Origin of the sequence: Acinetobacter apis, assembly GCF_900197575.1 — a bacterium.
Classification (GTDB): Bacteria; Pseudomonadota; Gammaproteobacteria; order Pseudomonadales; family Moraxellaceae; genus Acinetobacter; species Acinetobacter apis.
This window is the reverse complement of the sequence record NZ_FZLN01000001.1, coordinates 913,813-927,025: the sequence shown is the minus strand read 5'-3', so window position 1 is coordinate 927,025 and position 13,213 is coordinate 913,813. Positions and strand designations below refer to the sequence as shown.

The window sequence follows — 13,213 nt, the reverse complement described above, 5'->3', positions numbered from 1 at the left end:
GAATAAATTTGCATTTAAATGGCTGATTCTATTTCTTTGAACTAGCTCATTGAAAGAATAAGCAGTATGATATGGGCTCCCTCTAAGTCACATTGCGGTAAGGTGTTAAGACTTACCCGTGGAGCCAAAATCAACATGTTTATCGTGGCCGGTGCGGTAGCACATTCTACTTTTAAGAAAACGCAACTATTATCACGTTTATCGTCTCTTAGTTCTATTCAATCAATAGAAAGTCAATGGGTTTATTTGTTTGATCAAGCGCTTAGTGATGATGCACTGCAAGCAGCAGAACAATTACTCAATGATGGCGCATCTTATACACTCAAGCATACTGCAAGTGATGAAGTACAAATTTTAGTCACACCTCGTGTCGGAACCATTTCACCGTGGTCATCGAAAGCATCAGATATTTTTAAAAACTGTAATACTCCAATTCATCGCATTGAACGCGGCATTTTGTATACCATTCAAGGGGTATCTACCTTATCTGATGAAGTTAAACATTTGCTGCATGACCGCATGACAGAAACACTGTTTAATCAAATCGATGATGCAAGTGCTTTATTCCAAGAAACTGCACCAAAACCATTAAACACGATTGATATTTTAGGGCAAGGCAAATCTGCTTTAGTTGAAGCAAACCAAGCATTTGGTTTTGCATTGTCTGATGAAGAAGTTGATTATTTGGTTGATGCATTCACCACTTTAAACCGTAATCCAAACGACATTGAACTCATGATGTTTGCTCAAGCAAACTCAGAGCATTGTCGTCATAAAATTTTTAATGCTGAATGGACAGTGGATGGTGAAAAAAAACCAAAATCACTGTTCCAAATGATTAAAAATACATATAAAGAATCACCAACAGATGTATTGTCTGCATATAAAGACAATGCATCGGTCATTGTTGGTTATGACAGTATGCGTTTTTATCCAAAGCAAGACGCAGACACTGGACATTATATTTATAAATATAAAAGCCAAGCTGCACATATTTTAATGAAGGTAGAAACCCATAACCATCCAACGGCTATTTCTCCATTTGCAGGAGCTGCCACAGGTTCTGGCGGTGAAATTCGTGATGAAGGTGCAACAGGGCGCGGTGGTAAACCCAAAGCAGGCTTAACAGGATTCACAGTATCTAACCTAAATATTCCGGGCTTTGAACAGCCATGGGAAGAGCAATATGGCAAGCCATCACGCATGGCATCACCATTACAAATTATGATTGATGGACCATTAGGTGGTGCAGCGTTTAACAACGAGTTTGGTCGTCCAAACTTAAATGGTTATTTCAGAACCTTCGAACAGCGTATTCATGGTGATGTGAAAGGCTTTCATAAGCCAATCATGATTGCAGGTGGTTATGGCAATATTCGCCCTGACCATGTTGAAAAAGATCCAATTCAACCTAAAGATTTACTGATTGTACTTGGCGGACCTGCCATGCTGATTGGTCTTGGCGGTGGTGCTGCATCTTCAGTTGACAGCGGTAGTTTAGGAGAAAGCCTAGACTTTGCATCTGTACAACGTGAAAACCCTGAAATGGAACGCCGTTGCCAAGAAGTGATTGATACTTGCTGGCGTTTAGAAAATGAAAACCCAATTGTATCGATTCATGATGTCGGGGCAGGTGGTATTTCAAATGCAATGCCTGAACTTGTGAATGATCACGAGCTAGGTGCTGTATTAAACTTACGCAAAATTCCATCATTAGAGTCAGGCATGTCTCCAATGGAAATTTGGTCAAATGAAGCGCAAGAGCGTTATGTACTTGCGATTCGTCCAGAATCATTGGCACAGTTTGAAGCAATTTGTGAGCGTGAGCGTTGTCCATTTGCTGTACTTGGTGAAGCAACTGAAGCACGTCATTTAACGGTTCAAGACCCATTGTTCAATAATGATGCTGTTGATATGCCAATGCAGGTGTTACTTGGCGGTACACCGCGTATGCAGCGTTCGTATGACACCACGACTCGCCAAGGCGATGACTTTGATACAAGCAGCTTAGACTTAAAAGAATCTATTTTTCGTGTACTGAAAAACCCAACAGTGGCATCAAAATCATTTTTGATTACCATTGGTGACCGTTCAATTACAGGTATGGTTGCACGTGATCAAATGGTTGGTCGTTGGCAAGTGCCTGTTGCAGATGCTGCTGTAACTACAACAAGTTTACAAGGTTATACTGGTGAAGCGATGGCAATGGGCGAGCGTCCACCAGTTGCCATTTTAAATCCTGCTGCATCAGCACGTTTGTCTGTTGCCGAAGCCATTACCAATATTGCTTCAGCTGACATTGAACAATTGAGCGATATTAAGTTATCAGCAAACTGGATGGCTGCGGCAGGTCAACCGGGTGAAGATCAAGCTTTATTTGATGCAGTAAAAACGATCGGTATGGAGATTTGCCCTGCGCTAGGCATTGCGATCCCTGTCGGTAAAGATTCATTGTCTATGCGTACAACATGGCAAGATTCAGGTGAAGACAAATCAGTCACATCACCAATGTCACTTGTCATTACAGCATTTTCACCTGTACAAGATGTACGCCGTACCTTGACTCCTGAATTAAAGAATTTAACTGACAGCGTGCTTGTGCGTTTTGATTTGTCTAAAGGGCAACAGCGTTTAGGTGGTTCAATTCTAGCGCAAGTTTATAAATCAATTGGTAATGAAACACCTGATGTCGAATCATTTGATGATTTAAAGCGCTTTTTTGCCACGATTCAGGCATGGAATCAACGCGGTGTCATTCAGTCATACCATGATATTGGTGATGGCGGTGTGCTTGCAACCGTTGCAGAAATGATGTTTGCATCACGATTGGGTGTGAACTTGCATGAGCAATCAATTGATCGTTTGTTTGCTGAAGAAATTGGTGCTGTACTTCAATTTAAAGCTGAAGATTGGGCTGTATTAGATGCTGAAATTCAACAATCAGATTTAAAAGATATGCTGACTGTGATTGGTCAAGTCAACCAAACAGATCAATTGACTGTAAATGGTTTAGCGTTATCACGTGTTGAATTACAACATGCATGGTCTGAAGTGTCACATCAGATTCAGCGTTTACGTGACAATGTTGAAACCGCGGATCAAGAATTTGCATTAATTGCAGATGATCAACATCACGGATTAATTGCTCAGCCAACATATGATTTAAACGAAGCGATTGAAGCACCATTTTTAAATTTAAGCCGTCCAAATATGGCAATTTTACGTGAGCAAGGCGTAAATGGTCATGTAGAAATGGCAGCTGCATTTGACCAAGTGGGCTTTAATACAGTTGATGTCCATATGAGTGATTTACTCGCTGGTCGTGTCAGCTTAGAAGATTTTAAAGGCTTGGTGGCATGTGGTGGATTCTCTTACGGTGATGTATTAGGTGCAGGCGGTGGTTGGGCAAAATCTGTACTCTTTAATGACCGCTTACGTGATCAGTTTGAACGCTTTTTTGGACGTCAAGATACATTCAGCTTAGGCGTGTGTAATGGCTGTCAGATGCTATCGCAACTTGCACCACTGATTCCTGGCGCTGAACATTGGCCACGTTTTCAACGTAATGTCAGTGAAGTATTTGAAGCACGTAGTGTTAACGTGAAAGTTGAGCGTTCAAATTCTGTGTTACTACAGGGTATGGAAGGGTCTATTTTACCTATTGCAGTTGCACATGGTGAAGGGCGTGCAGTGGCATCAGCAGATGCATTTGCAGCATTAAAATCGCAAGATCAAATTATTCTGCGTTATGTGGATAGTCATGGTCAAGCCACTCAGCATTACCCACTCAATCCAAATGGATCGCCTGATGCAATTGCAGGTGTAACATCTGCAGATGGTCGTGCAACCGTGTTAATGCCGCATCCTGAACGTAATTTCCGCGCGATTCAACATTCTTGGGCACCTGAAGATTGGGATCAAGATGGTGCTTGGTTACGTATGTTCCGTAATGCGCGTCAATTTATCGGCTAATATGTATTCTGTAATAAAAAAGCGTGCTTAAGGCACGCTTTTTTGTGTCAAAAATAGGATCAAGTACATGTGATCTATATGACTTAAAATCGTATTCCTGTATATATTCGGTATTAATTACACAGGTGAGCTATTGTTTTTTCTGAAAAAGTATCCATATTAATAAGATATTTAAATTATTAGGCGACAATATGTTATTTCAATTGCCAAAACTCCCTGCAGAAATTCGTGTAACCCATTTAAATGCACGTTTAAATGAGCAAAAAAAGAAAATTGCTCAAAATCAAGGGAAGAAACAGTCTTTACTTGGCTTATTTAAAAAGAATAAAGAACGTAAAAAAAGTAAAGAACGTGTTTTTGTGGTTGACTTTAAAGGCGATGTTCAAGCTTCTGCAGTGACCAATTTACGCGAAGAAATTACTTTAATTATTGCGACTGCAACACCTGGTAAAGACCGTGTTGTTGTACGTTTAGAAAGCCCAGGCGGTGTGGTACATGGCTATGGCTTGGCAGCGGTTCAATTAGTTCGTTTGCGTGACGCAGGGTTCCATTTAACTGTGACTGTAGACAAAGTTGCTGCGAGTGGTGGTTATATGATGGCATGTATTGCAAATCAAGTCATTGCTGCACCGTTTGCAATTTTAGGTTCAATTGGTGTTGTGGTACAAATCCCAAACTTTAATCGTTTGCTTAAAGAAAAGAATGTTGACTTTGAATTATATACTGCAGGGCAATACAAAAGAACAGTTACCATGTTTGGTGAAAATACCGATGAAGGTAAAGAGAAATTTGAGCAAGAATTGCAGCAAACACATGAGCTATTTAAGCATTTTGTAGAAAAATACCGTCCACAATTGAATGTTGAGAAAGTTGCGACAGGTGAACATTGGTATGGTGAAGATGCATTGCGTTTTGACTTGGCAGATGAGCTTAAAACCTCAGACGAAGTGATTTTAAATCTGATCAATGAGCATGATGTTTATTTAATTAGTACCCGTCACAAACCGACATTGGGCGAAAAGTTAGGCTTACAAGCTGCGCAGATGGCAGATCAAGTGATCCCTGTTGTTTTTCATCAGTTGACAGAATTGGCAGCAAAGTCACAACAGTCAATGACTCAGCTACGTGATCCAAAAATTTAATGGTTATATAAAAAAATAAGCCCATTTGGGCTTATTTTTTTATGTCTATTTTAATTAACAAATTTTGCAATCGTGCCAGATTTTACTTTACGTCCTAAATCATTTGCATCCCAATTGGTTAGACGAATACAACCATGCGATGCTGTTTTAGAAATTAAAGACGGCTGTGGCGTACCATGAATACCAAATGATTTTTTACTTAAACCAATCCAAATATTACCTACTGGTGCATTTGGACCTGGTGGTAAAGACAGTGGTTTTAAGTTTTTGCCTTGAACAAAGTTACTTGGTGAGTAACTATACCAAGGATTTGGTGTCACATTTGTGACTCGGTATGTTCCTTCAGGAGACGGCGTATCTGTACTACCAATAGTTGCTGGGAATGAGCCAACCATTTGGTTTTTAGAGTTAAATAAGTACAGTTGTTTTGCACCTTTGTGCGCCACAATTAAGTGAATGTCTTCAGGTAAATTATTGCGGACACTGGTCACAATAATTTTTTGTCCTAATTTATTAAAGTCTGCATTTGGGTTGAGCTGTTTCAAAAAGGCTTCATCCATATGGAACTTTTCACCAAGCATTTCTGTAACGCGCGTATAATACAATCCTTTCATTTTAGATTGTAATGCATAGTCATGTGGAATGGTTTTGGCATAAGGACCTTTTAAATCACTTTCAGTGATCGTGTATTCAATATAGGTCGGTTTGCTACCTTGTAATTTAACCAATGCATCCCATGTTGCTTGATCTAGGGCACCTGTGACAGGTAAGCCTTGGATTTGCTGAAAAGATGCAATCGCTTTTAAGGTATTTTTCCCACTTGATCCATCAATTGCGCCAGGCGATGCATGGGTGTTATTCAACATCACTTGGGCACGTGCATAAATTGGAAATTGTCCTTTACCAATATTAGGATACCATTCAGCACGGTTTAAGTTATCGAGTGACCAATCTCTTTTTTCAGCACTTGATACCGCACGGTGTGACGTTTGGCGTTCAGCGTTGGTATCAATGGTTTGCACAGCATCTGTGACTTCATTAAAATGGCTTTGCTCTTGAGTGGTCATTTGACCCTCAGAAGCAGCAACAGGAGTTGCATCTGATGCTGTTTCTGTATTAACCATAATTTCAGAAGCACTTCGCGAACTCAAAGGCGCTGTATTTGAGTCATATGCGGTATTTGAAGACGTTGGCTCTTCTTGGCTTGTAACAGAAACAGATTGTGCGACTTCAGACGCGGCAAACGCACTATTTAGCATTAAATAGCTTAAACTCACAGCGAGTAATGAGCGAACAAACATGATTTAAACCTTAGAATTATTTTGTAATAGAACTAGCTAATTATTACAGAATTTGATATAGCCTGCATTAAATATTTCGTATGCCTCATGTATAGTTCCAATGTATATAATCGTAAGGCTCTGTTATCTAATGTGAAGGTTATTTGTTATGATACAGTTAAATGATTACAGCATTGGACCACCATGACAACTCTAAAAAATGATCGTTTTTTGCGTGCATTACTCAGAGAGCCAGTAGATACCACCCCAATATGGATGATGCGTCAAGCAGGACGTTATTTACCAGAATATAAAGCGACCCGTGCACAAGCAGGCGATTTTTTATCTTTATGCAAAAATACAGAATTGGCATGTGAAGTAACATTACAGCCGTTACGCCGTTATGAGTTAGATGCCGCAATTTTGTTTTCTGATATTTTAACTATTCCTGATGCATTGGGTTTAGGGCTATATTTTGAAACAGGTGAAGGACCAAAATTTAAAAATACCATTCGTACAGAAGCAGATATTGCCAAATTACCCAAATTAAATTCGCGCACCGATTTAGATTATGTCATGAATGCCGTCAGTGCAATTCGTTCAGCTTTGTCTGGGCAAGTTCCTTTGATTGGTTTTTCGGGCAGTCCATGGACTTTAGCGACTTATATGATTGAAGGCGGTTCAAGTAAAGATTATCGATTTACTAAAGAAATGCTTTATAAATCACCTGAACTGCTACATGCTTTGCTTGACCATTTGGCAGACAGCGTAATTGACTATTTAAATGCACAAATTGAAGCGGGTGCACAAGCTGTACAAATTTTTGACAGTTGGGGTGGGGCACTTGCACACCGTCAATATGTCGAATTTTCATTAAATTATATGAAAAAAATTGTGGGCGGTTTAGTTCGTGAAAAGGATGGTCGTCGTATCCCTGTTATTTTATTCACAAAAGGTGGTGGGCAGTGGTTAGAAACCATGCTTGATGCCAATGCAGATGCCTATGGGTTAGATTGGACAACACCGTTAGATCAGGCACGTGCGCGTGTTCAAGGCCGTGTCGCATTACAAGGTAATTTAGATCCAGCCACCTTATATGGCTCAGCTAAAACAATTGAAAATGCAGTGAAACAAATGCTTGATGATGCATATCGTCATGGTGAAAAAACAGGCTATGTCGCGAATTTAGGGCATGGAATTACTCAATGGGTGAATCCAGATATGCCAAAAATATTTGTTGATACAGTACATGAATATAGTGCGAAATATTTGGGCTAATTCGATTGTGCTAAACCCGTTGAAATTGATGTTAACTTTTGCGCAGCGGTCTATATCCGCTGCGCTTTTTGGTATTTTATTGCTGCTTATTTTTGCCTTGAGTTATGGCATGGGTACAGAACCTTATTTCGGTTTATACCGATATGACTTTTTGTTTTTCTTTGCCCTTGTTGTACAAGGCTTGCTTATGTACTTCAAACTTGAATCATGGCAAGAAGCAAAAGTGATTGCTTTATTTCATGTCTTGGCACTCATTATGGAGCTTGTACTTACTGCACCACATATTGGCTCTTGGCAATATCCTGAACCTGCGGTGTTGAAAATACTGACAGTGCCATTGTTTGCAGGATTTATGTATTCTGCCATCGGCAGTTTTTTTGCACGTGCCATTCGTTTATTTCATATATCTTTTATTGCATTGCCTGAATTTAAATACTTGATGGTATTGGCATTGGTGGCATATATCAATTTTATGAGTAAGTTTTTTATTTTTGATATTCGAAATATATTGTTTATATGGAGTATATGGTTATTTTGGCGAACAAAAGCGGTGTTTTGGGTCAATAGGCAACAATTTACTATACCCATGCTGGTTTTGTTGTTGGTGCTTGCAAGTCTCATTTGGGTGGCTGAAAATATCAGCACATTTTATGATATTTGGGTCTATCCAAATCAGGCTGATGGCTGGCATATGGTATGGATCGGAAAGATCGGGTCATGGTATTTGCTCTTGATGCTGAGCTTGGTTTTTGTCTTAAAAATTTCAGGGCAACGCCAAAGCAATGGTATTTGGCAGCTAAAAGAGCAGTTCATAAAAAAAGGATAATTAAATTATCCTTTTTTATTGATTCACTTGTATAGACTAATAACTCTCTGGCACAGCACTTAAAAATTCACGACGTGCTTCAGTATGCGCTTTAAACTCACCGACAAAAGATACTGTTCGTGTGGTTGAGTTTTGTTTACCCACACCGCGCATCATCATACACATGTGTGCAGAGTCGATGACAACAGCAACACCACGTGCACCTGTGACTTGTTCCACAGCAAGAGCAATTTCTTGGGTCAGATTTTCTTGAATTTGTAAACGTCTAGCAAACATTTCAGTAATGCGTGCAAATTTTGATAGTCCAAGTACTTTGCCTTCAGGCAAATAACCAATATGAACACGGCCATAAAATGGCAATAAGTGATGCTCGCATAAAGAATAAAATTCAATATTCTTTACCAATACCATTTCACGATTATCAGAAGGAAAAACCGCATCATTGGTCACTTCCTCAAGTGATTTGGCATAACCTGAGGTCAAATACGAAAAGGCTCTTGCCGCACGTATTGGCGTGTCTTTAAGCCCCGGGCGTTCAAGGTCCTCGCCAACGGCTTCAAGTATTTTTTCGTAAGATTGCTGCATAGACATAAAAGATGTTCACTTGCACAGATTAAGCAGGGCGACATTGTATCAGAAAATTTATTCAACGAGGATAACAATTCTTAAAAAGCTATTCAGGTTGGAATTTCGGGTTTTTTTCTGCACGTTTGAGTAAAACAAGTACCGCACCTGTACCGCCTTGGTTCTCAGGTGCACTTACAAATGCCAATACATCACGGTGTTGTCGAAGCCAACCATTTACATAGGTTTTTAATACAGCATCAGGGCCTTTACCATGCACAATTTTAATAACATTTTGATTGTCTTGTTGTGCTAAATGAATGATTTCAAGTACTGCAGCGCGTGCTTGTTCAATGGTGCAGCCATGTAAATCAACAGCTTCAAACCATCTCATTTTGCCAAGTTTTAAATCTTCAAATACTTTATTTTGCAGTGTTGTAATGCGATAGCTCAGTGTTTGCTGACTGCCGACCGGATTTAAAGCGGCTTGAGTATCTGAAAGTGCAGATGAACCATCATGATCTGTAATGCCTTCAGCAGCAATCCGTTTTGCGATCGTTTGCGCATCAGGCTTTTTAGGTTTTGCAGGTTTAGCACGCTGGACCACATTACTGTGATCTAAGCGTTGTACACCCTGTAATGCGCTTTGAAATAAAGTTGTATCATCAATTTGCTCTTCTTCTTTACGCGCTTTTTCTTGGACAGGTGCTACAGCTGATGTATGCGCAGGGCTGATCTGCTTTTTAAACTGCTTTAACAAACTCTTTTGTGATTTTGATAAAAAACTGTCTTTATTACTCATAATGTTTTCATCTATATAACCTGTTTAAAAATACAAAGAACGGTTGTATAAACCGTTCTTTGCGCACATAAATTTTAGTTTACAGTGATTGGCTGACCAAACAAATCAATAAAAGCACGGTCTGGATGGGGTTGTTTCATAAAGCTTTCACCCACTAAAAAGTGGTGGATGTCATGCTCTTGCATTAACCGTACATCATCAGGTGTAGCGATGCCACTTTCTGTAATTAATATTCGACTTGGATCAAGCAAGCTTTTCAAGCGAATAGAGTGGTTTAAATCTACATTAAATGTTTTTAAATCACGGTTATTTACACCAAGTAAACAACGTGAATCAAGTCGTAATGCACGCTCAAGTTCTGCTTCATTGTGGACTTCAACCAATACATCAAGTTGATGCTCAAATGCTGTTTTAGACATTTCTTCCAGTTGTTGATCAGACAAGCAGGCAACTATCAGTAAAATACAATCTGCATGTAAAGCACGTGCTTCAATGACTTGATAAGGGTCAATTAAAAAGTCTTTTCGAAGCGCAGGTAAACTACAGTGTTTACGGGCAATTAAAATATTTTCATCTGCGCCTTGGAAAAAATCAATATCGGTAAGAACCGATAAACAGGCAGCACCTGCAGATTCATATTGTTGTGCAATTTCAGCAGGATCAAAGTTTGCACGAATCACACCTTTTGAAGGAGATGCTTTTTTAATTTCAGCAATGACACCAGGGCGTTTTTGCCCTAAGGCTTTTGCGAAACCGCGTACAGGGCTTGCATGTTGAGCTTGTTGTTCAAGATCATAAATCGAATATCGTTTATGGCGAATTGCCAATTCTTCTACTTTACGATCAACAATCTTTCCTAAAATCGTATTTGCAATATCCATATTTTACTCCATTGTGCTCGGGGCAAGCTTAATATTTTTCGTGTATTCAGCAAAGACACTCATTTTTTCAAGTGCTTGTCCACCATCAATAATATCTTGTGCAAACAAGACACCTTCAGCATAAGTGGTTGCTAAACCCGACACATAAATGCCTGCACCTGCATTTAAGGCAATTAAATCTGCCGCTTTTTGACCCAATGGGCTTTTATTTCGACCCAACGCGTCTTTAATTAACGCCAAACTTTCTTTAGGGTCTTTAACATCTAGACCATAGAGTGTTTGTGGTTCAATATGAAAGGCTTGAGGTTCTAATATCCAAGTCTGTATTTGACCATCTTTTAATTCAGCAACCAATGTACTTGTCGCCAAACTAATTTCATCTAAACCATCTTTAGAATGAACAACCATGACATGTTGAGCGCCGAGTTGTTTAAACACTTCGGCCATAGGAACACATAATTCATCTGAAAAGACACCCACCACCAATTGTTGAACATTGGCAGGATTTGTAAGTGGTCCAAGTAAATTAAAGATGGTACGAATTCCTAAGTCTTTTCGTGCTCGAATCGCATGCTTCATTGCTTGGTGATAATTTGGTGCAAATAAAAAGCCCAAATTCATTTCACGTAAACAGCGCTCAGTTTGGATTTGATTCAAATCCAACTGAATGCCTGCTTGCTCTAATAGATCAGATGATCCTGAACGGCTAGATACACCACGATTGCCATGTTTAGCAACGGTTGCACCTGCCGCAGAGATCACAAAACTTGCCGCTGTAGAGACATTAAATAGGTTTTGCCCATCACCGCCTGTACCCACAATATCGACCAAATAATCGATGTTCGTACTGTTTACCTTAATAGATAAATCACGCATTACACGAGCAGCAGCAGTAATTTCTTGAATGCTTTCGCCTTTTAAGCGCAGACCCATAAGTAATGCACCGATTTGCGCATCAGATGCTTCGCCTCGCATGATGGTGTACATCACATCTTGCATTTGGTCATCAGTTAAATGAATATTTTTGGTAATGTGGTTGAGTGCTTGCTTAATATCCATAATGCTACTGTTTATATGTTTCTAAAAAGTTTTTGAACACTTCATGTCCGTGCTCACTTAAAATGGATTCTGGGTGAAATTGAACACCTTCTATAGGTAAGGTCTTGTGTCTAACGCCCATAATCTCTTCAATAGACCCATCTTCTTGATTGGTCCAACACGTGACTTCTAAACAGTCAGGCAAAGTGGATTGATCAATGACCAATGAGTGATAGCGTGTGGCAGTAAATGGCGATGGTAATTTCTGAAAAATACCGACATCAGTATGGTACATTTTTGATAAACGACCGTGCATTACCGTTTTTGCACGAATCGTGTCGCCACCAAAGGCTTGTCCAATACTTTGATGTCCTAAACATACCCCTAAAATTGGGATTTTTCCCGCAAAATGTTGAATGGCTGGAATTGAAATGCCAGCTTCACTCGGGGTACAAGGTCCAGGACCTATCACCAAATACTCAGGTTGCCATGTTTCGATGTCCTCTAATGAAATTTGATCATTGCGAACAACTTTAACATCTTGATTTAACTCACCAAAATATTGGACGATGTTATAAGTAAAGCTGTCATAATTGTCAATCATTAGAAGCATTTCTGATTCAACCTTTTGATTTTAAGTGAAGGTGTACAGCATTTGAATAATTTATCTTATTATTCATGCTGCATATTCTGCGATATGCAATAAAGCTATAGGGTCAATATAGCGTATTTACACCAACAGAAGAAGTTTGATAAATGACTATATCATTAACATAAAAGGCAAGATAGTCACTAAATTTATCATGTTTATTGCAGATTATTTCAATCGGAAAATGATGTTCTTTTTTATCAATTTTAAACATGAATGTGATTTTATGTGTTTTTAGCTATAGATCGTTACTAGAATGCACAATGAAATCATGAATTATTCTTTTATAATCTGTAGTACATAAAAATTATAATAAACACGAGGACGAATTATGGACAAAGTCATCCTATCTATCGCATTACTATTCTCTTGTACCGCTGCCTTTGCGAAAACAACAGGTGGTCTAGGAATTTCGCTTGTGGTTGTAGACAATAGTGAAAGCCGTTCCGATCCAAACCATAAAACTGTGACAACCACAGATTCAACACAGTCTAAAACGGTTGATACCTGTAAATCTAATACAGATCATCAAGAGCAATCATCAACACCATGCAAATAGTGCTATAGCTTTAAGTTCGAGAGATATTTGATCAATTAATGAGATATTAATGCTGATATTGGCTTGGCTTTCATGCCAGTAGGCGTCAAATGCCTTATTACAGCGCATCGTTTTTCTTCGATCATGTACAAGTCATTGTCTTTACATTATTTTAAGTTATTGTATTTAAATAATTTTATATATTTTGATTGTTCTATATACAGCATATGCTGTTTAATTTTA

Annotated in this window: 11 protein-coding genes; 5 read left to right on the top strand and 6 right to left on the bottom strand. The window is 39.0% G+C overall.

Translation table 11 applies throughout. The features are described from left to right. Positions 1 to 135 precede the first annotated feature (135 nt). Together purL and sohB are read left to right on the top strand one after the other, a co-directional pair. Positions 136 to 3,972, top strand: coding sequence for a phosphoribosylformylglycinamidine synthase (purL, locus tag CFY84_RS04265; protein ID WP_088822941.1), 3,837 nt, complete (start codon positions 136 to 138; stop codon positions 3,970 to 3,972). A 191-nt stretch (positions 3,973 to 4,163) separates the two neighbouring features. Continuing rightward, positions 4,164 to 5,114: a protease SohB gene (gene sohB, locus CFY84_RS04260; protein WP_088822940.1), complete on the top strand. Its 951-nt coding sequence runs from the start codon at positions 4,164 to 4,166 to the stop codon at positions 5,112 to 5,114. A gap of 50 nt (positions 5,115 to 5,164) precedes the next feature. On the opposite strand, the gene CFY84_RS04255 is transcribed toward sohB, so the two are convergent. Beyond that, a complete protein-coding gene (locus CFY84_RS04255) occupies positions 5,165 to 6,415 on the bottom strand; it encodes a L,D-transpeptidase family protein (RefSeq protein ID WP_088822939.1) in 1,251 nt (416 codons plus the stop codon). Positions 6,416 to 6,598: 183 nt separating this feature from the next. Between CFY84_RS04255 and hemE the strand changes: the two genes are divergently transcribed. Both hemE and CFY84_RS04245 read left to right on the top strand, forming a co-directional pair. Continuing rightward, positions 6,599 to 7,672 (top strand): uroporphyrinogen decarboxylase, encoded by a 1,074-nt coding sequence (gene hemE, locus CFY84_RS04250; RefSeq protein WP_088822938.1) that lies wholly within the window; start codon positions 6,599 to 6,601, stop codon positions 7,670 to 7,672. A gap of 7 nt (positions 7,673 to 7,679) precedes the next feature. Continuing rightward, positions 7,680 to 8,498 carry a DUF817 family protein gene (locus tag CFY84_RS04245; protein ID WP_407640196.1) on the top strand — a complete coding sequence of 273 codons (819 nt, stop codon included), beginning with the start codon at positions 7,680 to 7,682 and terminating at the stop codon, positions 8,496 to 8,498. Between the two features lie 36 nt (positions 8,499 to 8,534). Here the strand turns inward: CFY84_RS04245 and folE are convergent, their stop codons facing one another. From folE to CFY84_RS04220, 5 genes are all read right to left on the bottom strand, one after another. After that, entirely contained in the window at positions 8,535 to 9,083 is a 549-nt protein-coding gene (folE, locus tag CFY84_RS04240; protein ID WP_171289049.1) for a GTP cyclohydrolase I FolE, read from the bottom strand. Between the two features lie 88 nt (positions 9,084 to 9,171). Beyond that, entirely contained in the window at positions 9,172 to 9,864 is a 693-nt protein-coding gene (locus CFY84_RS04235; protein ID WP_088822935.1) for a Smr/MutS family protein, read from the bottom strand. 74 nt (positions 9,865 to 9,938) lie between these two features. Continuing rightward, positions 9,939 to 10,745 carry an indole-3-glycerol phosphate synthase TrpC gene (gene trpC, locus CFY84_RS04230; RefSeq protein WP_088822934.1) on the bottom strand — a complete coding sequence of 269 codons (807 nt, stop codon included), beginning with the start codon at positions 10,743 to 10,745 and terminating at the stop codon, positions 9,939 to 9,941. A gap of 3 nt (positions 10,746 to 10,748) precedes the next feature. Further along, positions 10,749 to 11,804 (bottom strand): anthranilate phosphoribosyltransferase, encoded by a 1,056-nt coding sequence (gene trpD / locus CFY84_RS04225; RefSeq protein WP_088822933.1) that lies wholly within the window; start codon positions 11,802 to 11,804, stop codon positions 10,749 to 10,751. A 4-nt stretch (positions 11,805 to 11,808) separates the two neighbouring features. Further along, positions 11,809 to 12,396, bottom strand: a complete 588-nt coding sequence (locus tag CFY84_RS04220; protein ID WP_088822932.1) for an anthranilate synthase component II — start codon at positions 12,394 to 12,396, stop codon at positions 11,809 to 11,811. A gap of 367 nt (positions 12,397 to 12,763) precedes the next feature. On the opposite strand from CFY84_RS04220, the gene CFY84_RS04215 reads away from it, so the two are divergent. Next, on the top strand, positions 12,764 to 12,991 hold the full coding sequence (locus tag CFY84_RS04215; protein WP_088822931.1) for a hypothetical protein: 228 nt from the start codon (positions 12,764 to 12,766) through the stop codon (positions 12,989 to 12,991). Positions 12,992 to 13,213 lie beyond the last annotated feature (222 nt).

Coding starts and splice junctions, on each gene's coding strand:
- purL (WP_088822941.1), top strand. CDS start 136: ATGTTTATCGTGGCCGGTGCGGTAGCACATTCTACTTTTAAGAAAACG.
- sohB (WP_088822940.1), top strand. CDS start 4,164: ATGTTATTTCAATTGCCAAAACTCCCTGCAGAAATTCGTGTAACCCAT.
- CFY84_RS04255 (WP_088822939.1), bottom strand. CDS start 6,415: ATGTTTGTTCGCTCATTACTCGCTGTGAGTTTAAGCTATTTAATGCTA.
- hemE (WP_088822938.1), top strand. CDS start 6,599: ATGACAACTCTAAAAAATGATCGTTTTTTGCGTGCATTACTCAGAGAG.
- folE (WP_171289049.1), bottom strand. CDS start 9,083: ATGCAGCAATCTTACGAAAAAATACTTGAAGCCGTTGGCGAGGACCTT.
- CFY84_RS04235 (WP_088822935.1), bottom strand. CDS start 9,864: ATGAGTAATAAAGACAGTTTTTTATCAAAATCACAAAAGAGTTTGTTA.
- trpC (WP_088822934.1), bottom strand. CDS start 10,745: ATGGATATTGCAAATACGATTTTAGGAAAGATTGTTGATCGTAAAGTA.
- trpD (WP_088822933.1), bottom strand. CDS start 11,804: ATGGATATTAAGCAAGCACTCAACCACATTACCAAAAATATTCATTTA.
- CFY84_RS04220 (WP_088822932.1), bottom strand. CDS start 12,396: ATGCTTCTAATGATTGACAATTATGACAGCTTTACTTATAACATCGTC.
- CFY84_RS04215 (WP_088822931.1), top strand. CDS start 12,764: ATGGACAAAGTCATCCTATCTATCGCATTACTATTCTCTTGTACCGCT.